Annotated in this window: 17 protein-coding genes; 3 read left to right on the forward strand and 14 right to left on the reverse strand. The window is 71.6% G+C overall.

Features of this window, described 5'->3' with window-relative positions; translation table 11 throughout:
- Positions 1 to 6: 6 nt before the first annotated feature.
- From AB0C59_RS13755 to AB0C59_RS13770, 4 genes are all read right to left on the reverse strand, one after another.
- Positions 7 to 1,956, reverse strand: a complete 1,950-nt coding sequence (locus tag AB0C59_RS13755; RefSeq protein ID WP_363003940.1) for a substrate-binding domain-containing protein — start codon at positions 1,954 to 1,956, stop codon at positions 7 to 9.
- Positions 1,946 to 3,520 carry a sugar ABC transporter ATP-binding protein gene (locus tag AB0C59_RS13760; RefSeq protein ID WP_363003942.1) on the reverse strand — a complete coding sequence of 525 codons (1,575 nt, stop codon included), beginning with the start codon at positions 3,518 to 3,520 and terminating at the stop codon, positions 1,946 to 1,948. The genes AB0C59_RS13755 and AB0C59_RS13760 overlap by 11 nt, the downstream gene beginning before the upstream one ends.
- The gene (locus tag AB0C59_RS13765; RefSeq protein ID WP_363003944.1) at positions 3,517 to 4,572 is read right to left on the reverse strand and encodes a LacI family DNA-binding transcriptional regulator; all 1,056 of its coding nucleotides are present in this window, start codon (positions 4,570 to 4,572) and stop codon (positions 3,517 to 3,519) included. The genes AB0C59_RS13760 and AB0C59_RS13765 overlap by 4 nt, the downstream gene beginning before the upstream one ends.
- A 261-nt stretch (positions 4,573 to 4,833) precedes the next feature.
- Complete coding sequence (locus tag AB0C59_RS13770; RefSeq protein WP_363003946.1) at positions 4,834 to 5,307, reverse strand: hydrolase; 474 nt, start codon at positions 5,305 to 5,307, stop codon at positions 4,834 to 4,836.
- A 61-nt stretch (positions 5,308 to 5,368) separates the two neighbouring features.
- Between AB0C59_RS13770 and AB0C59_RS13775 the strand changes: the two genes are divergently transcribed.
- A complete protein-coding gene (locus AB0C59_RS13775; protein WP_363003948.1) occupies positions 5,369 to 7,645 on the forward strand; it encodes an ATP-dependent RecD-like DNA helicase in 2,277 nt (758 codons plus the stop codon).
- A gap of 254 nt (positions 7,646 to 7,899) precedes the next feature.
- Entirely contained in the window at positions 7,900 to 9,189 is a 1,290-nt protein-coding gene (locus AB0C59_RS13780; protein WP_363003950.1) for a citrate synthase, read from the forward strand.
- A gap of 701 nt (positions 9,190 to 9,890) precedes the next feature.
- Here AB0C59_RS13780 and AB0C59_RS13785 read toward each other — a convergent pair.
- The 3 genes from AB0C59_RS13785 to AB0C59_RS13795 all read right to left on the reverse strand — a co-directional run bounded on the left by AB0C59_RS13785 (position 9,891) and on the right by AB0C59_RS13795 (position 13,469).
- Complete coding sequence (locus tag AB0C59_RS13785; protein WP_363003952.1) at positions 9,891 to 12,233, reverse strand: heavy metal translocating P-type ATPase; 2,343 nt, start codon at positions 12,231 to 12,233, stop codon at positions 9,891 to 9,893.
- An 87-nt stretch (positions 12,234 to 12,320) separates the two neighbouring features.
- A complete protein-coding gene (locus tag AB0C59_RS13790; protein ID WP_363003954.1) occupies positions 12,321 to 12,560 on the reverse strand; it encodes a heavy-metal-associated domain-containing protein in 240 nt (79 codons plus the stop codon).
- Between the two features lie 120 nt (positions 12,561 to 12,680).
- Positions 12,681 to 13,469 (reverse strand): TetR/AcrR family transcriptional regulator, encoded by a 789-nt coding sequence (locus tag AB0C59_RS13795; protein ID WP_363003956.1) that lies wholly within the window; start codon positions 13,467 to 13,469, stop codon positions 12,681 to 12,683.
- Between the two features lie 166 nt (positions 13,470 to 13,635).
- On the opposite strand from AB0C59_RS13795, the gene AB0C59_RS13800 reads away from it, so the two are divergent.
- Positions 13,636 to 16,008, forward strand: a complete 2,373-nt coding sequence (locus AB0C59_RS13800; RefSeq protein WP_363003958.1) for an MMPL family transporter — start codon at positions 13,636 to 13,638, stop codon at positions 16,006 to 16,008.
- Positions 16,009 to 16,079: 71 nt separating this feature from the next.
- Here the strand turns inward: AB0C59_RS13800 and AB0C59_RS13805 are convergent, their stop codons facing one another.
- The 7 genes from AB0C59_RS13805 to mmsA all read right to left on the reverse strand — a co-directional run bounded on the left by AB0C59_RS13805 (position 16,080) and on the right by mmsA (position 25,044).
- Entirely contained in the window at positions 16,080 to 16,280 is a 201-nt protein-coding gene (locus tag AB0C59_RS13805) for a MerR family transcriptional regulator (RefSeq protein ID WP_363003960.1), read from the reverse strand.
- A gap of 389 nt (positions 16,281 to 16,669) precedes the next feature.
- Entirely contained in the window at positions 16,670 to 17,308 is a 639-nt protein-coding gene (locus AB0C59_RS13810) for a chaplin (protein ID WP_363003962.1), read from the reverse strand.
- A gap of 135 nt (positions 17,309 to 17,443) precedes the next feature.
- Entirely contained in the window at positions 17,444 to 17,635 is a 192-nt protein-coding gene (locus AB0C59_RS13815; RefSeq protein ID WP_363004157.1) for a chaplin, read from the reverse strand.
- Between the two features lie 259 nt (positions 17,636 to 17,894).
- On the reverse strand, positions 17,895 to 18,758 hold the full coding sequence (locus AB0C59_RS13820; RefSeq protein WP_363003964.1) for an ABC transporter permease: 864 nt from the start codon (positions 18,756 to 18,758) through the stop codon (positions 17,895 to 17,897).
- On the reverse strand, positions 18,755 to 21,595 hold the full coding sequence (locus AB0C59_RS13825) for an alpha/beta fold hydrolase (protein WP_363003966.1): 2,841 nt from the start codon (positions 21,593 to 21,595) through the stop codon (positions 18,755 to 18,757). The genes AB0C59_RS13820 and AB0C59_RS13825 overlap by 4 nt, the downstream gene beginning before the upstream one ends.
- A gap of 165 nt (positions 21,596 to 21,760) precedes the next feature.
- Positions 21,761 to 23,158, reverse strand: coding sequence for an APC family permease (locus tag AB0C59_RS13830; protein ID WP_363003968.1), 1,398 nt, complete (start codon positions 23,156 to 23,158; stop codon positions 21,761 to 21,763).
- Positions 23,159 to 23,541: 383 nt separating this feature from the next.
- Positions 23,542 to 25,044 carry a CoA-acylating methylmalonate-semialdehyde dehydrogenase gene (gene mmsA, locus AB0C59_RS13835; RefSeq protein WP_363003970.1) on the reverse strand — a complete coding sequence of 501 codons (1,503 nt, stop codon included), beginning with the start codon at positions 25,042 to 25,044 and terminating at the stop codon, positions 23,542 to 23,544.
- Positions 25,045 to 25,286 lie beyond the last annotated feature (242 nt).

The following is a 25,286-nucleotide window of genomic DNA, read 5'->3' on the forward strand; positions in this document are numbered from 1 at the left end:
CGGAGGTCAGCCGCGGAACCCGGCCACGTTCTGCTTCGTGACCACCTTGACCGGAACCTTCACCGTCTCCTCGACCTTCTTGCCCTGGGCGGCCCGCACCGCGTTGTCGATCGCGATCCGGCCGAGCTGCGTCGGCTGCTGCGCCACCGAGGCGTACAGCGTGCCCGCCTTGACCGCGCTCAGCCCGTCGGGCTCGCCGTCGAAGCCGACGACCTGCACCGAGGTGCCCGCCTTGGAGCCGAGCGCCTTGATCGCGCCGAGCGCCATCTCGTCGTTCTCCGCGAAGACGCCCTGGACGTCCGGGTGCGACTGGAGCAGGTTCGTCATGACGTCCAGGCCCTTGGTCCGGTCGAAGTCGGCCGGCTGCTCGGCGAGGACCTGGATACCCGGGTAGGCCTTCAGCCCCTCGGCGAAGCCCGCCCCGCGCTCCCGGCTGGCGGAGGTGCCCGCCTGGCCCTGGAGGATCACGATCCGGCCCTTGCCGCCCAGCTTCTCGGCGAGTGCCTTGGCGGCCAGCTTGCCGCCCTCGACGTTGTCGGAGGCGACCAGCGCGGCCGTCTTCGCCTTGTTCACGGCGCGGTCGACGCCCACGACCGGGATGCCGGCCTTGTCCGCGGAGCGCACCGCCGGGCCCGCCGCGTCCGAGTCCACCGGGTTGACGACGATCGACGCGAGGCCCTCACTCGTGAAGTTCTGCAGCTGGTTGGCCTGCTGGGAGGCGTCGTTCTGCGCGTCCGTGACGGTCAGGTCGACGCCCAGCTTCTTCGCCTCCGCCTGCGCGCCCGCCTTGATCTGCACGAAGAAGGGGTTGTTGAGGGTGGACAGGGACAGGCCCACCTTCTGCGTGCCCGAGGAGGAGCCGCCGTGCAGGAAGGACACGCCGCCGGCCAGGGCCGCGGCGACCGCGGCGGCCAGGACGTAGGTCAGCGCCTGCCTGCCCTTGCCCGCGCCGCCCGGCGACCCGGCCGTCACCGGGGTGGCCCCGGCCTTGCGCCGCACGGTGTCCAGCAGCACCGCCAGAGCGATCACGACACCGATGACGACCTGCTGCCAGAACGCCGACACCGACAGCAGGTTGAGGCCGTTGCGCAGCACCGCCAGGATCAGCGCGCCGATCAGCGTGCCCGACGCCTTGCCGGTGCCGCCCGCGAGCGAGGCGCCGCCGATGACGACGGCCGCGATCGCGTCCAGCTCGTAGCCGTTGGCGGCCTGCGGCTGCGCGGAGGACAGGCGCGAGGCGAGCACGATGCCCGCCGCCGCGGCGAACAGGCCCGACAGCGCGTAGATCGCGAGCTTCTGCCGCTTCACCCGCAGCCCGGACAGCCGGGCGGCCTCCTCGTTGCCGCCGATCGCGTACATCGAACGGCCGATGTACGTACGACCGAGCACCAGGGCGGTGATCAGCCCCATGACGACCATCACGAGGACGGGCACGGGCAGCCAGCCGCCCAGCGTGTCCCCGAGGTGCGAGACGGAGGACGGGAACGGGATGGGCGAACCCTGGGAGATGACCAGCGACAGACCGCGGCCCACCGACAGCATGGCGAGCGTCGCGATGAACGGCGGCAGCTTCCCGTACGAGATCAGGATGCCGTTGACGAGGCCGCAGGCCAGGCCGGTCGCGATGGACAGCAGCACCGCCACCGCCACCGGAACGCCCGCCGAGGTGGCGCTCCAGGCCAGGACCGTGGCCGACAGGGCCGCCACCGACCCGACCGACAGGTCGATGCCCGCCGAGACGATCACGAAGGTGACACCGAAGGCGAGGATGGCGGTCACGGCGGCCTGGACGCCGATGTTGAGCAGGTTGTCCGCCGTGAGGAAGTCGCCGGACAGCGCCGACATCGCGATCACGAGGACGATCAGCGCGGTGAGGGCTCCGTTGTCGAGCAGAAGGCGGCGGATGCCCGTGACGCCACCGGCGCCCGCATTGCCCTTGAGCGTGTCAGTGGCCACGGGGGGCCTCCGTTCCGTTGGTTCCGTTCGTTTCGTGCGCGGCCGTGGACGAGGGGGACGTCGTGGCAGTGGTCGGTGTGCTGACGGCGAGGGCCATGACGGAGTCCTGGGTCGCCTCGTCGGCGGACAGTTCGCCCGCGATGCGGCCCTGGGCCATCACCAGCACCCGGTCGCTCATGCCGAGCACCTCGGGCAGATCGCTGGAGATCATCAGGACGGCGGCTCCCGCGGCCGTGAGTTCGTTGATCAGCTGGTAGATCTCGACCTTGGCGCCGACGTCGATGCCGCGCGTCGGCTCGTCGAGGATCAGCACCTTGGTGTTCGCGAGCAGCCACTTGCCGATGACGACCTTCTGCTGGTTGCCGCCGGAGAGCGTGCGCACCTGTTGGGCGAGCCCGGCCATCCGCACCCCGAGCCGCTCGGCGACCTCCGCCGCGGCGGCCCGCTGCCCCTTGCGGTCCACCAGACCGCCGCGGGTGGCGGCGCGCAGGGTGACCAGGCCGAGGTTCTCCTCCACGGAGGCGTCCAGAAGCAGACCCTGGCCCTTGCGGTCCTCGGGCACCAGCCCGATCCCGGCCGCCATCGCGGCGTTGACGTCGAAGCGCCGTACGTCCGCGCCCGCGACGCGTACCGCGCCCCGGTCGTAGGGGTCGGCGCCGAACACGGCCCGCACGACCTCGGTACGGCCGGCGCCGACCAGCCCCGCGATCCCGACGACCTCGCCGGCCCGCACCTCGAAGGAGACGTCGTGGAAGACCCCGTCGCGGGTGAGTCCCTCGACGGTGAGCAGGGACGCGCCGGTGTCGGGCCGCTCGCGCGGGTACTGCTGCTCGATCGAGCGCCCCACCATGAGCCGCACGAGTTCGTTCTCGGGCGTGGCGGCGGGCACCTGGCCGACGCTCCTGCCGTCGCGGATGACCGTCACCCGGTCGCCCAGGGCGGCGATCTCGTCCAGGTGGTGGGTGATGAAGACGATCCCGACGCCGTCCTCGCGCAGCGCGCGCACGATCGCGAACAGCTTCTCGACCTCTTCGGAGGTGAGCACGGCCGTGGGCTCGTCCATGATCAGGACGCGGGCCCGGAGGCTCAGCGCCTTGGCGATCTCGACCATCTGGAGCCGTGCGATGCCCAGTTCCCGCACCCGGGCGCGGGGCGAGACGTTCACGCCGACGCGTTCCAGCAGGGCGGCGGCGTCCGCCTCCATCTTCCCGCGGTCGATCAGGCCGAACCGGCGGGGCTGGCGGCCCAGGAAGATGTTCTCGGCGACCGTCAGATCGGGAACGAGGTTGAACTCCTGGTAGATGGTGGCGATCCCGAGCCGCTCGGAGTCCTGCGCACCGTGGATGCGCACCTCCTCGCCGTCGACCAGGATCCGCCCGGAGTCGGGGCGGTAGGCGCCGGAGAGCATCTTGATCAGGGTGCTCTTGCCCGCGCCGTTCTCACCGAGCAGCACATGCACCTCGCCGCGGCGCAGGTCGAAGTCCACGCTGTCGAGCGCGACCACGCCGGGGAAGGTCTTGCGTATGCCCTCGATGCGCAGCAACTCGTCCGTGTCGTCGCTCACGACTGGCTCCTGTTCGTCGCCGGCTGGTGGGGGATCCGCTCGTTGCCCTTGCCGTTGTCATGGCTCTCGCCGCACGAGCGGCGTACGACGAGACGGGCGGGGAGGATGACGGACTCGGGGGTCCGCCCCTCGATCCGGTCGACCAGCGCGCGCACGGCGGCGCGTCCCAGATCGCCCGTGGGCTGGGCGATGGCGGTGACCGGAGGGTCGGTGTGCAGGAACCACGGGATGTCGTCGAACGCGGCCAGCGCGATGTCGTCCGGAACCCGCAGTCCACGCGCGCGTACGGCGTCCAGCGCGCCGAGCGCCATCAGGTTGTCGGCCGCGAACACGACCTGGGGCCTCTCGGCCAGTTCGAGGAAGCGCTCCATCGCCCGGCGCCCGCTCTCGGCCTGGAAGTCTCCCTGGCCCGTGTAGGCGTCCGGGAGGGGAAGGCCGTACGCGCCCATGGCCCGGCGGAAGGCCTCGACGCGCTCCTGGCCGGTCGTGGTCGCCGCGGGCCCCGCGATGATCGCGAGCCGGCGGTGGCCGAGCGCGTACAGATGGGCGACGAGGTCGTGGATGGCGGTGCGCCCGTCGGACCGTACGACGGGGACGTCCACGCCGGGGATCCAGCGGTCCACGAACACCATGGGCGTGCCGCCGCGCGCGGCGTCCAGCATGAGCGGGGAGCCGCCGTCGGTCGGCGACACGAGGAGCCCGTCGATGCGCCGGTCCAGGAGGGTGCGCACATGGTGGTCCTGGAGGTCGGGCCGCTCGTCGGCGTTGCCGATGATCACGCTGTAGCCGAGGGCGCGCGCCTCCTCCTCCACGGACCGGGCCAGATGCGTGAAGTACGGGTTGAGCACGTCGCTGATGACCAGGCCGAGGGTGCGGGTCTGGTCGGTGCGCAGGGACCGGGCGACGGCGTTCGGGCGGTAGCCCAGCGCCTCCACGGCCGCCAGCACCCGGGCGCGCGCGGCGGCGCTGACCGACGGGTGGTCATTGAGGACACGGGACACCGTGGCGACGGAAACGCCTGCCACGGCGGCCACGTCCTTGATGCTCGCCATCGCCGGGACCACCTCCTTGTGAGTCCGTTGACGCGAGTCCGCGAACCGATTGGAATCGATTACACGGCCGACTGACAGCAGCGATTGGAATCGATTACACGAGGGTTCGGCAAGGGGTGGAGGGGCCGTCGAGACCGGATTGTGATGCGCGTGACGGGGGTCACCGGAAGGGGCGCGGCGGGGCGGGAGCGGGCCGGGAGACGCCGGCCCGCTCGGCGCGGATCGCGACCGCTTTCGAGGCCGCGCGCATATGACGCCGCGTCAGTACGCCTCTCCCGCCGCGCGATCCGACTTCCCGGCACTCCCGTGACGTGCCGTCACCCTCTTGACGCCCACCAGGACCCGGTAGCGCTCCCGCTCCGCGAACCGCGCGTCCTCCCAGAGCGCCGGCAGCCCCACCTCCGCGCACAGGTGCAGCACCCGGCCCTCGCCCGCCCGGACCCCGACATGGGCGCCGTACGCGTCGTCGCCGGCGTTGAACAGCATGAGGTCCAGGGGTCGGGCGGCGTCGGCCCCGACCCGGACCGTGGAGCGTGTGTCCGTCCACAGGTCGCTGGAACGCAGCGCGGGCGCGGCCAGGCCGAAGTGGCGCAGCACCGCGTAGGCGAACACCTGGCAGTTCGCACCCGCCGCCAGACCGGGGCGCTCGCGCACGTCCCGTGAGCCCGGGAAGCGCGCGGCGACGTGGGGGACGCTCCAGAAGGCGGACGGCAGACGAGCGAGCAGGGGGTCCATCGCGCCATCGTCCACCGCCGTACCGGCACGCACTGTCGGTGCTCTTCGATAGCGTCGGATCATGACCCAGGAGGCGAGTCGGGCAGGGCAGGCGCGACCGGGTGCCGGGGAGCGGCGCCTGGCCACGCTGGAAGGCGTGCTCGAACGGATCACCTATGCCAACGAGGAGAACGGATACACGGTCGCCCGCGTCGACACCGGCCGGGGCGCCGGTGATCTGCTGACCGTCGTCGGCGCGCTCCTCGGCGCCCAGGTCGGGGAGTCGCTGCGGATGGAGGGGCGCTGGGGATCCCACCCCCAGTACGGCAAGCAGTTCACGGTGGAGAACTACACGACCGTCCTGCCCGCCACCGTCCAGGGCATCCGCCGCTACCTCGGATCCGGCCTGGTCAAGGGCATCGGCCCGGTCTTCGCCGACCGCATCACCCAGCACTTCGGGACCGACACCCTCCAGATCATCGAGGAGGAGCCGAAGCGGCTGATCGAGGTGCCCGGTCTCGGCCCGAAGCGGACCAGGAAGATCGCCGACGCCTGGGAGGAGCAGAAGGCGATCAAGGAGGTCATGCTGTTCCTCCAGAGCGTCGAGGTCTCCACCTCCATCGCGGTGCGCATCTACAAGAAGTACGGCGACGCCTCGATCTCCGTCGTCAGGAACCAGCCCTACCGCCTGGCCGCCGACGTCTGGGGCATCGGCTTCCTCACGGCCGACCGGATCGCCCGATCCGTCGGCATTCCGCACGACAGCCCGGAGCGCGTGAAGGCCGGTCTCCAGTACGCGCTGTCGCAGTCCGCCGACCAGGGCCACTGCTATCTGCCCGAGGAGCGGCTCATCGCGGACGCGGTCAAGCTCCTCCAGGTCGACACCGGCCTGGTCATCGAATGCCTGGCCGAGCTCGCCGCGCCCCCGGAGGACGGCGCGGACCCCGGGGTCGTACGGGAGAAGGTCCCGGACCCGGACGGCGGCGACCTGGTCACCGCCGTCTACCTGGTCCCGTTCCACCGCGCCGAGCTGTCCCTCTCCGCCCAGCTGCTGCGGCTGCTGCGCACCGAGGAGGACCGGATGCCCGGCTTCGGGGACGTGGCGTGGGACAAGGCGCTGGGCTGGCTCAAGGGGCGCACGGGAGCCGATCTGGCGCCCGAGCAGGAGGCGGCCGTACGCCTCGCGCTCACCGAGAAGGTCGCCGTCCTCACCGGCGGCCCCGGCTGCGGAAAGTCGTTCACGGTGCGGTCCATCGTCGAGCTGGCCCGGGCCAAGCGCGCCAAGGTCGTCCTGGCCGCGCCCACCGGGCGGGCCGCCAAGCGCCTGTCCGAGCTGACGGGCGCCGAGGCGTCCACCGTCCACCGCCTGCTGGAGCTGAGGCCCGGCGGCGACGCGGCGTACGACCGCGACCGCCCGCTCGACGCGGACCTGGTCGTGGTGGACGAGGCGTCCATGCTCGACCTGCTGCTCGCCAACAAGCTGGTCAAGGCCGTGCCCCCGGGCGCGCACCTCCTCTTCGTCGGCGATGTCGACCAACTGCCCAGTGTGGGCGCGGGCGAGGTCCTGCGGGACCTGCTGGCGGACGGCGGCCCCCTGCCCGCCGTCCGGCTGACCCGCGTCTTCCGCCAGGCGCAGCAGTCCGGCGTCGTCACCAACGCGCACCGCATCAACGCCGGGCAGCACCCGCTCACCGACGGCCTGAAGGACTTCTTCCTGTTCGTGGAGGACGACACGGAGGAGGCGGGCCGGCTCACCGTGGACGTCGCGGCCCGGCGGATCCCGGCCAGGTTCGGCCTCGACCCGCGCCGGGACGTGCAGGTGCTCGCGCCGATGCACCGGGGCCCCGCCGGCGCGGGCGCGCTGAACGGACTGCTCCAGCAGGCGATCACCCCCGCCCGCCCCGACCTGCCCGAGAAGCGGCTCGGCGGGCGCGTCTTCCGTGTGGGCGACAAGGTCACCCAGATTCGCAACAACTACGAGAAGGGGGAGAACGGCGTCTTCAACGGCACCGTGGGGGTGGTCACCTCGCTCGACCCGGTCGACCAGCGCCTGACGGTGCTGACCGACGAGGACGAGGAGGTGGTCTACGAGTTCGACGAACTGGACGAGCTGGCCCACGCGTACGCGGTGACCATCCACCGTTCGCAGGGCAGCGAGTATCCGGCGGTGGTGATCCCGGTCACGACCGGTGCGTGGATGATGCTCCAGCGCAATCTGCTCTACACGGCGGTGACCCGCGCCAAGAGGCTCGTCGTCCTCGTGGGGTCGCGCAAGGCGATCGGCCAGGCGGTGCGCACGGTGTCGGCGGGCCGGCGCTGCACGGCACTGGACTTCAGGCTGGCCCCGCGCGCGCTGTGAGGACCGGGCGCCTTCCGGAACCGTAGGCCCTTCCAGAAGCGGCCGACAAAAAATGATCGATCAAATGAGTCGCGAAGGTCACAGAGTACTTCCGGATGCGGTCGATGGGCGGCAGGATGAGCAGGTTGACGGCACTCAGTGCCGCCGATGAGCCCAATGGTCGACCCCGAGTGCACTCTCCTGCGCCAAATGGGGGATGGTAGAGACAGTCAGGGCACCTCGAAGATGAGGCACTACGTCGGGTGAGGGAAGACGTGAGCGACAACTCTGTAGTACTGCGGTACGGCGACGGTGAGTACACCTACCCGGTGGTCGACAGCACCGTCGGTGACAAGGGCTTCGACATCGGGAAGCTCCGCGCCCAGACCGGGCTGGTCACCCTGGACAGCGGTTACGGCAACACCGCCGCCTATAAATCCGCCGTCACCTATCTCGACGGCGAGGAGGGCATCCTCCGCTACCGCGGCTACCCGATCGAGCAGCTGGCCGAGCACTCCACCTTCCTGGAGGTCGCCTACCTGCTGATCAACGGTGAGCTGCCGTCCGTCGACGAGCTCTCCACGTTCAAGAACGACATCACGCAGCACACCCTGCTGCACGAGGACGTCAAGAACTTCTACAAGGGCTTCCCGCGCGACGCGCACCCGATGGCCATGCTGTCGTCGGTCGTCTCCGCGCTGTCCACCTTCTACCAGGACAGCCACAACCCCTTCGACGAGAAGCAGCGCAACCTCTCCACGATCCGGTTGCTCGCCAAGCTTCCGACGATCGCGGCGTACGCGTACAAGAAGTCGATCGGTCACCCGTTCGTCTACCCGCGCAACGACCTCTCCTACGTGGAGAACTTCCTGCGCATGACCTTCTCGGTCCCGGCGCAGGACTACGACCTGGACCCGGTCGTCGTCTCGGCGCTGGACAAGCTGCTGATCCTGCACGCGGACCACGAGCAGAACTGCTCCACCTCCACCGTGCGCCTGGTGGGCTCGTCGCAGGCGAACATGTTCGCCTCGATCTCGGCCGGCATCAACGCCCTGTGGGGCCCGCTGCACGGCGGCGCCAACCAGTCCGTCCTGGAGATGCTCGAAGGCATCCGCGACTCGGGCAACGACGTCGACACCTTCATCCGCAAGGTGAAGAACAAGGAGGACGGCGTCCGCCTGATGGGCTTCGGCCACCGGGTCTACAAGAACTTCGACCCCCGCGCCAAGATCATCAAGGCCGCCGCGCACGATGTGCTCTCCGCGCTGGGCAAGGAGGACGAGCTCCTCGACATCGCCCTCAAGCTGGAGGAGCACGCGCTGTCCGACGACTACTTCGTCGAGCGCAAGCTCTACCCGAACGTGGACTTCTACACCGGTCTGATCTACCGCGCGATGGGCTTCCCGACCGAGATGTTCACGGTCCTGTTCGCGCTGGGCCGGCTGCCGGGCTGGATCGCCCAGTGGCACGAGATGATCAAGGAGCCCGGTTCCCGGATCGGCCGCCCGCGTCAGATCTACACGGGTGTGGTCGAGCGCGACTTCGTTCCGGTCGAGGAGCGCTGAGCGGATCCGCGGCGAGCGGATCCCCGTAGGTGAGGCGTGCGCCGTCGTGGCGCGGCGTACGCCTGATGGGGTCGTGCGAGCGCCGTGCCCCACCTGGTGCGTACGGCGTCAGCGGCGCCCCTGACGCCCCGGCCGAGGCCTCGGCGCCCACGGCGCGGGGTGTGTGCGGGGCGCGGGAGACGCGCGAGACGACTCGGGAAAAGCGGAAGGCGCCCCGACGGCGGTCCCCCCACGGGCCGACGACCGGGGCGCCTTCCCATGTCCCGGTGCGGATTCCCCCCACGGGATCCGGCCGGGCGTCTGCGGGACAGCGCCTGAATCGCTGCGAGCAAAACGAGCAGAACAACGAACTGTGTGCCGTACCGCGGTGCGGTCTGCCGGGACCCGTACGGTCGGGAGGGCCGCTCAAAGCTCCCCGGTGTACGTGCCCCGGCAACGCAGTTCCCGGGAACGTCCCCCAAGACATCCCCAAGATGTCAGTCACGCCCCCCAAGACGCTTCTGACATCGCCAACTTAGACTCACGAACCCTTCCACTGGTTACGTTCACACCAATGTGATCTGCGTCTCTCGCATATCCCCTGAAGTTACGCAACCGCCTCGAAAAGGTGATCGAGGACCCAGCGTAAGGAAGATGCGCGAGCCTTGTGAAGAGCTTATGTGAGGCACGCGTTGGACTCTAGAGGGACTCCCGGTCCCGCGTCAGGTGAATCTCCTCAGTCGCAGGCTGTTCGTCACCACGAACACCGAGGAGAACGCCATCGCCGCTCCCGCGATCATCGGGTTGAGGAGACCGGCGGCGGCCAGCGGCAGGGCCGCCAGGTTGTAGCCGAAGGCCCACACCAGGTTCGCCTTGATCGTGGCGAGCGTCCGCCGTGACAGCCGGATCGCGTCCGCGGCCACCCGGAGGTCCCCGCGCACCAGGGTCAGATCGCTCGCCTCGATGGCCGCGTCCGTCCCCGTGCCCATCGCCAGGCCGAGATCGGCGGTGGCGAGCGCGGCGGCGTCGTTGACCCCGTCACCGACCATGGCGACCGTGCGGCCCTCGCCCTGAAGCCTCCGGACGACGGCGGCCTTCTCCTCGGGCAGCACCTCGGCGATCACGTCGGCGGCGTCGATGCCGACGGCGCGGGCCACCGAGGCGGCGACCGCCCGGTTGTCGCCGGTCAGCAGGACCGGCCGCAGGCCCAGGGCGCGCAGGTTCCGTACCGCCTCGGCGCTGGTCTCCTTGACCGCGTCCGCGACGGTGACGACGCCGATCGCCACGCCGTCACGGGCGACCACGACGGCCGTGCGGCCCTCCGCCTCGGCCCGGGTCCTCGCCCGGTCCAGCGTCGGGGGGAGGGGGCCCGGGAACCGGCCCACGGTCACCTCGTGCCCCTCCACGCGGCCGCGTACGCCGACCCCCGGGACGTTCTCGAAGTGCTCCGGTGCCGGCAGGTCGCCCACGCGCTCCTGGGCGCCCTGGGCGACGGCTCGGGCGACGGGGTGCTCGGAGGCGTGCTCCAGGGCTCCCGCGAGCCGCAGGACGTCCTTCTCGGTGGCCGCCGGGGCCTGCTCGGCCTCTCCGGCGGCGACGACCTCCTGGAGCGTCATACGGCCCGTGGTCACGGTCCCGGTCTTGTCCAGGACCACCGTGTCGACCCGCCGCGTGGACTCCAGCACCTCGGGCCCCTTGATGAGGATGCCGAGCTGGGCGCCCCGCCCCGTGCCCACCAGCAGGGCGGTCGGCGTGGCGAGCCCCAGCGCGCAGGGGCAGGCGATGATCAGTACCGCGACCGCCGCCGTGAACGCGGCGACCGTGTCACCGGTGACGCCGATCCACGCCGCGAACGTGGCCGCGGCGATCAGCAGCACCACCGGTACGAAGATCCCGGCCACCCGGTCGGCGAGCCGCTGCACCTCCGCCTTGCCGTTCTGCGCGTCCTCCACGAGCCGGGCCATCCGGGCCAGCTGGGTGTCCGCCCCGACCCGGGTCGCCTCCACCACCAGCCGGCCGCCGGCGTTCACGCTCGCGCCGGTCACGGCGTCGCCCGCGGCCACGTCGACCGGAACCGACTCCCCGGTCAGCATGGACGCGTCCACAGCCGAGACCCCCTCCACGACCGTGCCGTCCGTGGCGATCTTCTCGCCGGGGCGCACGACGAACCGGTCGCCCACGGCCAGCGTCCCCACCGGGACGCGCACCTCGCGCCCGTCCCTCAGCACGGCCACGTCCTTCGAGCCCAGCGCCAGCAGCGCCCTCAGCGCCGCACCCGCGCGCCGCTTGGAGCGGGACTCCAGATGGCGTCCGAGCAGGATGAACGCGACGACCCCGGCGGCCACTTCGAGATAGATGGCCGAGGACCCGCCGGTGCGGGAGACGGTGAGGTCGAAACCGTGGCGCATGCCGGGCATGCCCGCGTCACCGAGGAACAGCGCCCACAGGGACCAGCCGAAGGCGGCCAGCGTGCCGACCGAGACCAGCGTGTCCATGGTGGCCGCGCCGTGTCGCGCGTTGGTGAACGCCGCCCTGTGGAAGGGCAGTCCGCCCCAGACGACGACGGGCGAGGCGAGGGTCAGCGACAGCCACTGCCAGTTGTCGAACTGCAGGGCCGGGACCATCGCGAGCAGCACGACCGGCAGGGCGAGCAGGGCGGAGACGGTCAGTCGGCGGCGCAGCGCGGCCGCCTCGGGGTCCTCGCGGTCCTCGGGCGCCCCGGGGTCCGCGGCGGACCCCTCGGGTGCCGTCGTCCTTCCGTCGCCGGCCTGTTCGGACACCGGCCGCGCCGTCGGCGGGGGCGGCGGTCGCTCGGCCGTGTACCCGGTCTTCACCACGGTGGCGATCAGATCGGCGACCGAGGTCCCGGGGCCGTAGGAGACCTTCGCCTTCTGGGTCGCGAAGTTCACCGTGGCGCTGACGCCGTCCATCCGGTTGAGCTTCTTCTCGACCCGGGCGGCGCAGGAGGCGCAGGTCATGCCTCCGATCACGAGTTCGGCCTCGGAGGCTCCGGCCTCACCCGGCGCGGTCTCCTGTATCGGGGTGGACGTCGTGCTGCTGGTCATGTCCGGACTCCAGACAACGGGCCGGGCCGTGCGGAGCCAGTATCAGCTGGTCGGCACGGCCGGGCGCGGGAGCAGGTGTTTGGCGGTTCAGGCCCTGCCGACGAGCTCGAAGCCGGCCTCGTCGATCGCGGCGCGCACGGCCTCGTCGTCGAGGGGCGCCGCGGAGACCACCGTGACCTCGCCGGTGGACGCGACGGCGGCGACCGAGCTGACGCCGGAGATCTCGGAGAGCTCGCCCGAGACGGAGCCCTCACAGTGCCCGCAGCTCATGCCGCTCACCTTGTAGACGGCGGTCACGGAGCCGGGGGCGTCGGTGTGCGCGGTCATGTCGTACTCCTCGGGGCGTGTGAGGTCTGCGGAGAGCCAGACTATACCCCTAGGGGGTATTACTCCAAGGGATGGTGGGTGGGGGTGGAGTGTCGCGCGGGGTCGGCGGGGCGTGTGTCCTCAGCGGGGGGTGCCGTCCTGGAGGGGGCTGAGATACCGGTGCATGGCGGTCTTGAGCTCGCTGATGTACGCCTGCCGCTCCCCGCCCTCGTGCGACATGATCAGATCGAGTCCGGCCTTGAACAGGCCGAGCAGCATGTTCGCGGTGCGGGCGCGCTCGTCGGGCGCGGCGCTCGGCAGATAGCCCGCGATCAGCGCCTCGATACGGGTGAGCGAGGCGTCGTGCACGGCGTTGTGCTCCTGGGCGATCGCCCCGGGGGTGTCGGGGCCGTGCAGCAGCACACCGAAGGCCGGGTTCTCGACGTTGAACGCGATCAGCGGGTCGAGTGCCGCGTCCAGCATCTCGTCCAGCGGGAGCGCGAGGTGGGCGTCGGCGAGGGCCCGCTCCGACGACTCCTGCCACTGCTGGAGCAGCTGCTCCCCGAGGCCGACGGCGATCGCCTCCTTGTTCGGGAAGAACTGGTAGAGCGTGCCCGGGGAGACGCCCGCCTCGCGCGCGATCGCGTTGGTGCTCGCGGCGGTGTAGCCGGTACGGCAGAAGACGGCCGCGGCGGCCTGGAGGAGCTGCGCGATACGGCGCTCGCCGCGGGCCTGCCGCCGGCGCGGCCTGGCCTCGGCCTGCTCCGGCGACTCGGCCCGCTCCCGCGCCTCGGACGACTCCCGCGCCTCCCGTGGCTCCGGTGATCCCGGTGGCTCCTGCCGCTCCCGCGGCTCCCGCTGTTCTCGCGGCGGCTCCCGCCGCTCGGCCGGCTCGGTCGCCGGTCCGTCGGTCTGCTGGCTCCTGGGCACGCGTTATCCCCAACTCTCGGAACGCGATTGACAAACGTGAGCGACCGCTCGCATTCTTAGGAAACGCGAGCGACCATTCGTGTTTGCCATTCTATGGCAATGGACGACCCATGCTGCCTGCACGGATGTACGGGATGCGGGGTCTCGGTGAAGGGCACACCGCATCATGACCGAAGTCAACGACCGGGCCGCCGGGGGGACCGGCGAGGCCGTCGGGGCCGGGGCCGGGGCCGGGCCGGGCCAGGGGGCCGGACGTCCGGAGGAGGGGAGCGGGAGCCCGGACCGGGCCGGCGGCGACGAGCCGCGGGCGCGGCCCGGCGGCTGGACGCGGTTCGTGACGGCGCGCCCGCGCCTGTCGCTCCTCCTCGCCCTGCTGCTCGCGGCCCTCGCGGTGGTCGCGGGAAACGGGGTCGCCGACCGGTTGGGCAGCGGCAGCTGGCAGGACCCGGCCGCCGAGTCCACCTACGCGACCCAGGCACTGGAGCGGGAGTTCCCCGCCTCGCAGCCCAATCTGCTGCTCCTCCTCGACGCGGGGAGCCGATCGGTGGACGACCCGGCGGTCGCGGCGGAGGCGAAGCGGCTGACCGCACGGCTCGCCGGTGAGCCAGGAGTCACCGGCGTCGGCTCCTACTGGCGGTCGGGCGCGCCCGCACTACGGGCGAAGGACGGACACGAGGCGCTGATAGCGGCACACATCACGGGCGAGGAGAAGGCCGCCAACGACACCCTGGACCGCATAGCCCCCCACTACCGGGGCACGCGCGGCCCGGTGGTGGTCAGGATCGGCGGCCCGGTCGCGGTGCGCTCCGAGATGGAGACGACCATCCGCGAGGACCTGACCAGCGCCGAGATCATCGCCCTGCCGATCACACTGGTCCTGCTGGTGATGGTGTTCGGCAGCGCCGTCGCGGCCATGCTGCCCCTGGGCGTCGGCATCGTCGCCATCCTGGGCACCAACGCGGTGCTGCGGGGGATCACCTCGTTCACGGACGTCTCCGTCTTCGCGCTGAACCTCACCACGGCGCTCGGCCTCGGCCTCGCCATCGACTACGCCTTGTTCATCGTCCGCCGCTTCCGTGAGGAACTCGTCGGCGACGCGACCCCGTTGGAAGCCGTCGCCGCCACCCTGCGCACCGCCGGCCGTACCGTCCTGTTCTCGGCCCTGACCGTCGCCGTCTCGCTCGCCGCGATGCTGGTCTTCCCCCAGTACTTCCTGCGCTCCTTCGCCTACGCGGGCATCGCGGTGGTGCTGCTGGCCGCCGGAGCCGCGCTCGTCCTGCTGCCCGCCGCCCTGGTGCTGCTGGGCCACCGGGTGAACGCACTGGATCTGAGGCGGTTGTTCCGGCGCGGTCCCCGGCGCGAGCCCGCGGCGGGCGGCGGCTGGAGCAGGGTGGCGACGCTGGTGATGCGGCGCGCCCCGTTGTTCGCCGCGGCCACCACGGCCGGCCTCGTGATCCTCGGACTTCCCTTCCTGGGCGTGAAGTTCGGTACGGCGGACGACCGCCAGCTGCCCTCGGGCGCCGAGTCCCATGTGGTGCAGCAGCACATACGCGACGGATTCCCGGGGACCCCGGGCGGCGGCCTGGAGGTGCTGGCCGAAGGGCGTGCGACCGCCGCGCAGTACGCCGCCTACAAGGACCGGGTCGCCCGGCTTCCCGAGGTGGTGCGCGTGGACGGACCCCTCGTCCAGGGCGACAAGGCGTACTTCACGGTGCAGCCGAGGGGTGAGGCCGTCGACGCGGACGCCCAGCGGCTGGTCGGTGATCTGCGTGCCGTCCCCGCCCCGTTCGAGGCGTCCGTCACCGGTACCGCCACGGTCCTGGTGGATTCCAAGCACGCGATAGCCGATCGGCTGCCCTGGGCGGCGGGCTTCATCGCCGCGGTGACCCTCCTCCTGGTCTTCCTGCTGACCGGCAGCGTCCTCATCCCCGTCCAGGCGGTGCTGCTCAACGCGCTGAGCCTGACGGCGATGTTCGGCGCCGTCGTCTGGGTCTTCCAGGACGGCCACCTGTCGGGTCTGCTCGGCTTCACCAGCCCGGGCTCGATCGAGACGACCCTGCCGGTCCTGATGTTCTGCGTGGCCTTCGGACTCTCCATGGACTACGGGGTGTTCCTGCTCTCGCGCATCAAGGAGGGGTACGACCGCACGGGCGACCACCGCGAGGCGGTCCGCTTCGGACTGCAGCGCACCGGCGGCCTGATCACCGCGGCGGCGGTCATCCTGGCGGTGGTGATGGTCGCCATCGGCACCTCGCGGGTGACCAACACCAAGATGCTGGGCCTGGGGATCGCGCTGGCGGTCCTGATGGACGCGATGGTCGTGCGCAGTCTGCTGGTTCCGGCGGTGATGCGGATGACCGGCCGGGCTACCTGGTGGGCTCCCGCACCGCTGCGGGCCTTCCACCAGCGCTTCGGCCTGCGCGACGAGGAATCGGTCGCGGCGGTCGAGGAGAAGGTCGAGGAGAAGCCGGACGACCGGGAGCGCGGTGTGGACCTGAACCGCGAACCCGACCGGGACACGGCCGGCGCGCGCGGTTAGGGCCTGTTGCGAAGGGACCGAGTGGCCCGCTTCCCTGGGCGAGGCGGGCCACTCGGCGGGCATGGCGATCCTCAAGGGTGTGCGCGGCCCCGGTTGCTGGGGCGGGACGCCACCCAGGCTCGGACCGTGTCGGCGTACCAGTAGGGCTTTCCGCTCTCCACATGATCAGGTGGTGGCAGTAGCCCGTGCTTTCGATAGGACCTCACGGTGTCCGGCTGCACCTGGATGTGCGCGGCGATCTCCTTGTAGGACCACAGGCGGCTTTCGGTCATCAATGGCACCTCCCCGCGCGGCATCGCGGCGGCGGCAGGGTGAGCCGTCTGGGGAGCCGGACGCTGCGCTGGTGATCACGAACCCTGTGCTCCCTCAACGACGTGGTCCGCGAAGGGGACTGGGGCTGTGAAGCGGGTGTGACAGAAGACCCGCGTATGCGAGACATGTGTGACACAAGGGAGTTCTTTGTGACACGCACGTCGAATTCGGCCCCGGTGGCTTCGGCCTCAGCGACGAGTGCGGGTTCGAGGGTGAGAGGTCAGCGGCAACGCGAACGGCCCGAGGGTGGCACCCGTGGGAACGGGTGCCACCCTCGGGCCGCGAACCGCGGAGGAGGCGCGATGCGGGGCACGGTGCCGGACGGCCGATGCGTCCGGCACCCGGTGCGTCAGCGCTGCGACGTGGCCCGGCCGCGCCGGTACAGCACGAGTCCGCCGGCCAGCATCGCGACGCTGACCGCCGAGGCCGCGAGCAGTCCCTCACTACCGGTCTCGGCGAGCTGAGGCGTCGTGTCCGGCGTGCTCGCCTGCTGCACGGGGTGGCTGCCGTCCGGGTTCCCCGCCGGAGTGACCGGGGTGGTGGGGGTCGCCGGGGTGCTGGGCGTCGTCGGCGTGGTGGGCGTGCTCGGCGTGCTGGGGGTCGTCGGCGTGGTGGGCGTGCTCGGCGTGCTGGGCGTCACCGGCGTCGTGGGCGTGCCCGGGTTGTCGGGCGTGACGGGGGTGTCCGGGCAGTCGGGGTCGTCCGGGAGGCCGGCGACGCCGGTGTCCGGGGGCGTCTCCATGTCGGAGCCGTTGCCGCAGGCGTTGCCGGAGGCCGGGTTCAGAGCGCCGAGCACGTTGATCGTGTTGCCGCAGAGGTTCACGGGGAGGTCCAGGGGGACCTGGATGGTGTTGCCGGAGGCGACGCCTGGCGATCCGGTCGCGGTGCCGTCGGCGCTGGAGTCCGCGAACACCGGGCTGCCGCAAAGGGACAGGATGCCCGTCGCGGCGGCTGCCGCGACCATTCCCCTGCTCAGGGTCTGTCGCAATCTACTGATCTTCCTGCTGGTAGAGATAGAAGAAGGGGGGAGGCCGACCCCGGAGCCGCGGAGTGCGGTCCAAGGTCGGCCCTGACACGGCCGGGGGGCTGGTGAAATTCGACATCAGCCGCGGCGACCGCGTGGTCAGCCGTTCATGCAGGCGTTTCCGGCGGCCGGGTTCAGCAGCGAGACGAGGCCGATGCTGTTGCCGCACACGTTGACGGGCACGTGCACGGGGACCTGGATGAGGTTCCCGGACAGGACGCCGGGGGAGCCCACGGCGGAGCCGGTGGCCCCCGAGTCGGCCATCGCCGGGGCAGCCATTCCGAGGGCCATGATGGCGCCTGCGGCGACCGCGGCGCTCTTCTTGTGGTTCACGTAAGTTTCCCTTCTGTGCGGTCGTGCCCCTGTGACGGCAGAAGCCGAGCGAGCACGGCGTGAACAGCTCGCCGCACGACCTGCACCCTGTGAAACGAGGAATGGGCGGCCGAAGCAACTCCGCTAATCGATATGCCGCGGATTTCACCCGAATGCCACCCCTGAATTCATAAGGAAAGCGCACAGGAGCATCGCTGAAGAGGCGACCGGAAGGGAACTAGGAGACGACGTCCTTGCGTGCGAAGCCGCGAAAGGCGAGAGCGAACAGCACGAGTGCGTAGGTGAGGGAGATCGCCGTGCCCTGGATCATGCCCGCCCACTCCGGACGGGGTTGCACGGCGTCGGCCCAGGCGAACTGCCAGTGCGCCGGGAGGAAGTCGCGCCAGTGGCCGAGGGCGGTGACCGCGTCCAGCACATTGCCCACGATGGTCAGGCCCACGGCCCCGCCGACGGCCCCGAGGGGTGCGTCCGTCCTCGTCGACAGCCAGAAGGCCAGTCCGGCGGTGACCAGTTGGGACACGAAGATGTACGCCACGACGACCGCGAGCCGCTGGGCGGCCGTGCCGGCCGGCAGGGAGCCGCCCGTCGGGATCTGCAGCGGCCCCCAGCCGTAGGCCGCGGTGCCGACGGCGAGCGCGACGAGGGGCAGCAGCACCATGGCCGCGAGGCTCATGCCGAGTCCCACCGTGAGCTTGGACCACAGCAGTCGGGCGCGGGGGACCGGCGCGGCCAGCAGATAGCGCAGCGAGGACCAGCTCGCCTCCGAGGCGACGGTGTCACCGCAGAACAGGGCGACCGGGATGACCAGCAGGAACCCGGCGGAGACGAAGAGGTTCACCGCGGCGAAGTTGGCGCCCGAGGCGGTCGCCGTGTCCATCAGGGTGATCCGGCCGTTGCGGCTGCCCGGGTCGCCCCCGACGGCGAAGGCGATGAGCAGGACGAAGGGGAGCAGGGCCAGGATCGCGCCCATGACGAGCGTGCGGCGCCGCTTCAGCTGCCGGACGAGCTCCACGCGCAGGGGCAGCGTCCGCAGGGGCCGGTATCCGTCCGCCGTCTCCGGCCGTTCGGCGAGCGCACTCATGCGGAACCTCCGATCAGGGTGAGGAAGGCGTCCTCCAGCCTCCGGTGGGGGCCGAGCGAGGCCACCGGGACGTCCAGCCGTACGAGTTCGGCCAGAAGCCGGGCGGCGGCAGCGGACCCGAGGGCCCCGGCCGGTTCCACGGCCACCGGTTCCACGCCCACCGGCTCGGTGACCAGCGGTTCGACGACGAGCGGCCGGACGCCGACCGGTTCCGCCATGTCCTGCGGGGACGTCGCGGAGGGCGGGGGCACCGGGCCCGCCGCGGACAGGGCCGGTTCCGGCGCCGCTGCCGGGGCGAGCCGGATGAGCAGGCCGCCCTCCGCGCGGACCGCCGACTCCACGCCGGGCAGCGCGGCCACCTTCTCCACCAGCGGGTCCGTGACCATGGCCGCCAGCCCGACGAGCAGGGTGTCGCCGGAGCCCACGATCTCGTCCACGGGGCCCGCCTGCACCAGCCGTCCCCGGTCCATGACCACCAGATGGGTGCACGACTGCTCGACCTCGGCCAGCAGATGGCTGGAGACGATCACCGTGCGGCCCGCCGCCGCGTACCGGATCATGACCTCGCGCATCTCCCTGATCTGCGGCGGGTCGAGCCCGTTCGTCGGCTCGTCCAGGATCAGCAGGTCCGGCAGGCCGAGCATCGCCTGGGCGATGGCCAGACGCTGACGCATGCCCTGGGAGTAGGTGCGCACCGCCCGGGCCAGCGCGTCGCCCAGCCCGGCGATCTCCAGTGCCTCGTCCAGGCGGGCGTCCTCGGGTGGGCGTCCCGTCGCCCGCCAGTACAGCTCCAGGTTCTCCCGGCCGGACAGATGCGGCAGGAACCCGGCACCCTCCACGAAGGCACCGACCCGGGACAGCACGGGGGCGCCGGGGCGGATCGCATGGCCGAAGACCCGGATCTCCCCGCCGTCCGGCGTGATCAGGCCCATCAGCATGCGCAGCGTCGTGGTCTTGCCCGCGCCGTTCGGTCCCAGCAGGCCCAGCACCTGGCCCGGCTCCACCCGGAAGGACAGGTCCCGCACCGCGTACCGGTCGGCGGACTTCGCGTACCGCTTGCTCAGGCCCGTGATCTGCAGGGGTACGGCGGCCAGTGCCGGGTCGGGTGCCGGTGCCGTCCTGCGGCGGCGGCCGGTCGCCGACAGGGCCAGGGCGAGCAGCGCTCCGGCCAGGGGGAGCCACCACACCCAGGCGGGAAGCGGGGCCGCCGCGGTCGTCACCCCCGGCGCGGTCGGCACTTCCAGGGCGCTCTTCAGGGACACCGTGTAGGTGGCCGGGGCGGCGGGGGAGGCGTAGCCGAGGTCCGTCGAGGCGAGCACCAGCCGAAGCCGGTGCCCCGGCTGCACCTCGTGGTCGACGGCGGGCAGGGTCAGGGTGACGTCCTTGCCCGCGCCCTTCGTTCCCGTCACCCGGACGGGCGCGACCAGTTGGGACGGCAGTACGGGCCGGGCGCCGCCCGGCCCGACGTCGTACACCTTGCCGAAGAGCACGGCCTCGTCGCTCGTGGAGGTCACATGGACCGTGGCCGTCGGCGACCCGGTGATCCACAGGGTGTCCCGCACGGGCCGCGAGTCGAAGTGCGCGTACTGGCCCGGGAAGTCCAGCGACACCCCGACCCCCAGCGACGACAGCTGGGACAGTCCCGCCGCCCCGCCGAGGCCGGGCAGCGCCGACACCGCGGGCGGGCTCGCCCCGGCCGGGTTCGCGAAGCTCTGCCGCGGACCGCTGAGGGCGATCGCGTGACGCCCGCCGTCCAGCCCCGGGTACGCCGTGCCGCTCGCACCGCGCAGCAGGGCGGTGCCGTCCGTGGAGTCGATCCCGCCGGATCGGCTGACGCGGAAGGCGGGACCGGTGGCGGCGCTCTTCTCGCCCTTGAGGTAGTGGTCGAACCAGGCCGTGACGCGGGCCTGGACGCGGGCCGTCTCCAGGTCCCCGCCGTCGTGGCCGCCCGCGATCCAGTCGACGTCCACGGGCGCGCCGCTCGCCCTGATCGCCCGGGCCGCCGCGTCCGCCTGGCCGAGCGGGAACAGCGAGTCGGACTGGCCCTGGAGGAGGAGCGTGGGCACCTTGATGCTCCTGCCGACCGCGGACGGGGAGCGCCGCTCCAGGAGGGCGCGGGCCCGCGCGTCCGGCTTCCCGGACTCGGCGACCCGCTCGTACATCCGGCACAGCTCGGGGGTGAACCGGGCGCAGCCTCCGCCGGTGTTCATGAAGACGCCCGCCCACAGCTTCTTGAACACGCCGTCGGGGAACAGGGCGTCGGCCAGGTTCCAGTACGTGATCGCCGGGGCGGTGGCGTCCACCCGGTGGTCGTACCCGGCGGCCAGCAGGGCGATCGCCCCGCCGTAGGAGGCGCCCGCGACGCCCACGCGGGGGTCGCCGGGCCGGTCGAGCCGGACCTCGGGCCGCTTCGCCAGCCAGTCGATCAGCCGTGAGACGTCGCGGACCTCGCCCTGGGGGTCGTTCAGCCCGATCCTGCCGGTGGACCTGCCGAAGCCGCGGGCCGACCAGGTCAGCACCGCGTACCCGTCGCGCGCGAGGTCCTCGGCCTGGCCCCTGACGTCGTTCTTGCTGCCGCCGAAGCCGTGCGCCAGCAGGACGGCGGGGCGGCGGCCGGCGGCGGAGGAGGTGAAGTACGACGTGTCGATCCGCACCCCGCCGCCCATGTCCATGACCCGGTCGGTGCGGTGCACGGCGGGCGTTCCGCCCGAGGCGACCGCCGTCCAGGTCCCGACACCGGCCACCACGAGGACGACCGCGGCCACGGCGGCCACGGCCCACCGGCGCGGCGCCGCGAGCCCCAGCAGCCGCCGGATCGCGGGCAGTCGAAGGTTCATGGCACCACGGTAGAGGCCGCCACCGACATCCTCAGCGGCCGCCCGGTGGAACTCCGGCCCCTCCCGGGGGTGTACGGCCGCGTGCGGCGTACCGCGTCCGCGGTACGCCGCACGCGGCCGCATACGGTTCTTCGGGCGCGAGTGCCCCCGGCCCTGGCAGCCGTGTCAGGCCTGCGCGTCGTCCGGGATCGACACCAGCCAACGGGTGGCGCGGCGCGGACGGAGGTAGAGCAGCCAGTACAGCGTCGCGACCGCCATGATGCCGCCCGTCCACAGCAGGTAGCTCGTGTCCTGCTGGGTGAGGACGTAGCCGAGGACCACGATCAGCAGGACCGGTACGGCGGGCCACAGCGGCATCCGCCAGGCCCGGGTCGTCGCGTGCCGGCCGCGCCGGGCCAGCAGGGCCGCCGCCGCGACGAGCAGGTACATGCCGGTCACGGAGACGCCCGTGACGCCGTACAGCGTGTCGAGGTCGACGAAGCACAGCAGCGCGCCGGGGACGCCGACCAGCAGCGTGGCGACCCACGGGGAGCCGAACCGGCCCAGCCTGGACAGCGCGTTGTTCACCGGCTCGGGCCACGCCTTGTCGCGGGCCGAGGCGAACAGCACACGGGAGTTCTGGATCACCATGACGATGCCCGCGTTGATGATGGCGAGGGCCACGCAGAGGCTGACGAAGGTGCCGACGGCCGAGTTGGACCAGGCCGTGACCATGGTGCTGAGGTCGCCGCCCGTCAGCGCCTTCAGGTCGGGGGCGCCCATGGTGATCGCGGCGACCGGGACCAGGATGATGACCGAGGAGATGGCGAGGGTGGCGAGGACCGTACGGGCGACGGTGCGGCGCGGGTGCTCGAGTTCCTCGGAGAGGTAGACAGCCGTGGAGAAGCCCTGGGTGACGAAGAGGGCGATGGCGAGCCCGGAGACCACCATCATGGCCGTCACGGTGTCCGTGTGGCCCCCGGAGCCGGTCACCTGCATCGAGACGAGGCTGCCGGCGCCGCGCTCGCCGTGGGCGAAGCCGAGGACCGCGACGACTCCCGCCGCCACGACCTCGAGGACCAGGAAGATGCCGGTGATCCAGGCGTTGGCCCGCAGGTCGAGCAGTCCGGCGAGGGTCGCCAGCAGCATGACCCCGGCCCCCGTCATCGCCGGATCCAGGTGGACGAGGGGCGCCAGGTAGTCCGCCGTGCCCATCGCGATCACCGGCGGCACGATCATGACGACGAGCAGGGACAGGACGAAGACCAGCCAGCCCGCGAGCCGCCCGGCCAGCGTCGAGACCATGGCGTACTCGCCGCCGGCGCTGGGGATCAGGGTGCCGAGCTCCGAGTAGCAGAACGCCACGGCGACGCAGAGGAGGGAGCCGATGGCGATCGCCAGGGCGGTGGCGGTGCCCAGGGAGCCGAACAGGTCGGGGACGACCACGAAGAGGGTGGAGGCGGGTGTCACGCACGACAGCGTGAGCAGGGTGCCGCCGACGACGCCGATGGAACGCTTGAGCTTCTGGGGGCTGTCCGACACCTCGATGACGGCGTTCTCGACAGGGCGGAGCGTGTCGGTCATGCGGCGGTTCCGATCGACTCGTGCGGCAGATGTGCGGTGGGAGCGCTATCGCCTCCGGCGGCTCTCGTCGTACGTCTTCTCGTCCGCTCCCGGCGCTGATGGAACCCCGACGAAAACCGTGCCGTCAATGGCCGTTCACCTTCGGAATCCGTAGTCGTAGTGCGACGCGGGCCACACCCGTTTCCCAGGACATCGAGCCCTACTGGTTCATTCATCAAGCCTGTTGGGAATGTGACCTTGCTTTCGAAGGGAATTGTGATTTCCGACCTGCGTCACCCGTTTGATCCCGGCTGCGCGGGAATCGAAGGGCGGCCGACAAAAAAAGGTCGGGCCGTCCGCATGGCGAACGGCCCGACGGGCGCCGGTGGGGCGCGGGGTCACCTTCAGTGGTTGCGCGGGAACCCGAGGTCGACGCCCGCAGGAGCCTCGGACGGGTCCGGCCAGCGCGTGGTGACGACCTTGCCGCGGGTGTAGAAGTGGGTGCCGTCGTTGCCGTAGATGTGGTGGTCGCCGAAGAGCGAGTCCTTCCAGCCGCCGAAGGAGTGGTAGCCCACCGGCACCGGGATCGGCACGTTCACGCCGACCATGCCCGCCTCGATCTCCAGCTGGAAGCGGCGGGCCGCGCCGCCGTCCCGGGTGAAGATCGCGGTGCCGTTGCCGAACGGCGAGGCGTTGATGAGGGCCACGCCCTCCTCGTAGGTCTCGGCGCGCAGCACGCACAGCACGGGGCCGAAGATCTCGTCCCGGTAGGCCTTCGCCGAGGTCGGCACCCTGTCGAGCAGGGAGATGCCGATCCAGTGGCCGTCCTCGTGGCCCTCGACGGTGTACCCGGTGCCGTCCAGGACCACCTCGGAGCCCTCCTCGGCCGCGCCCGCCACGTAGGAGGCCACCTTGTCGCGGTGCGCCTTGGTGATCAGCGGGCCCATCTCCGAGGACGGGTCGCCGCCCGGCCCGATCTTGATCTTCTCGGCCCGCTCGCGGATCTTCTCCACCAGCTCGTCACCGATGGCGCCGACGGCGACGACGGCCGAGATGGCCATGCAGCGCTCGCCCGCGGAGCCGTACGCCGCGGAGACCGCGGCGTCGGCCGCCGCGTCCAGGTCGGCGTCCGGCAGGACCAGCATGTGGTTCTTCGCGCCGCCCAGCGCCTGGACGCGCTTGCCGTTCGCGGAGGCGGTGGTGTGGATGTAGCGGGCGATCGGCGTGGAGCCGACGAAGGACACCGCCTTGACGTCCGGGTGTTCGAGGAGTCGGTCCACGGCCACCTTGTCGCCGTGGACGACGTTGAACACGCCGTCCGGCAGGCCCGCCTCCGCCAGCAGCTCGGCCAGGCGGACGGCCGCCGACGGGTCCTTCTCGGAGGGCTTCAGGACGAAGGTGTTGCCGCACGCGATGGCGATCGGGAACATCCACATCGGGACCATCGCCGGGAAGTTGAACGGCGTGATGCCGGCGACGACGCCCAGCGGCTGCCGGATCGCGGCCACGTCCACCCGGCTGGCCACCTGCGTGGACAGCTCCCCCTTCAGCTGGACGCTGATGCCGCAGGCCAGGTCGACGATCTCCAAGCCGCGCGCCACCTCGCCGAGCGCGTCGCCGTGGACCTTGCCGTGCTCGGCGGTGATCAGCTCGGCGATCTCGTCGCGATGCTCGTCGAGCAGCGCCCGGAACCTGAAGAGGATCGAGGTGCGCTGGGCGAGCGAGGACTGGCCCCACGTCCGGTACGCGTCCTTGGCCGTGGCGACGGCCGTGTCCACCTCCTCCACGCTCGCGAAGGCGACCTTCGTGGTGACCGCGCCGGTCGCCGGGTCCGTCACCGGTCCGAACGTGCCCGACGCGCCTTCGACGGACTTGCCGCCGATCCAGTGGTTGACGATCTTCGTCATGCCCAGTACTCCTTCGCAGATGGCGGCGTCGGGCCGGGACGTCCCGGTCGTGCGTCTCGCGCCGGACCGTGGGCGGTCGGGGCGCGGTCCCGGCCATGGGTCCATCACACCAGGCATACGCCCCGGGCGGGCCCGACACAGTGTCTGCGGTTTCGGGTTCCGCGTAGACACATGTGAGGGCGCCGGCGATCCGCGCCGGAGGCGGCCGTGCACACCTTGTCCGGACATTCGGACAAGGCGCG

It is taken from the genome of Streptomyces sp. NPDC048664 (assembly GCF_040650555.1).
GTDB lineage: Bacteria > Actinomycetota > Actinomycetes > Streptomycetales > Streptomycetaceae > Streptomyces.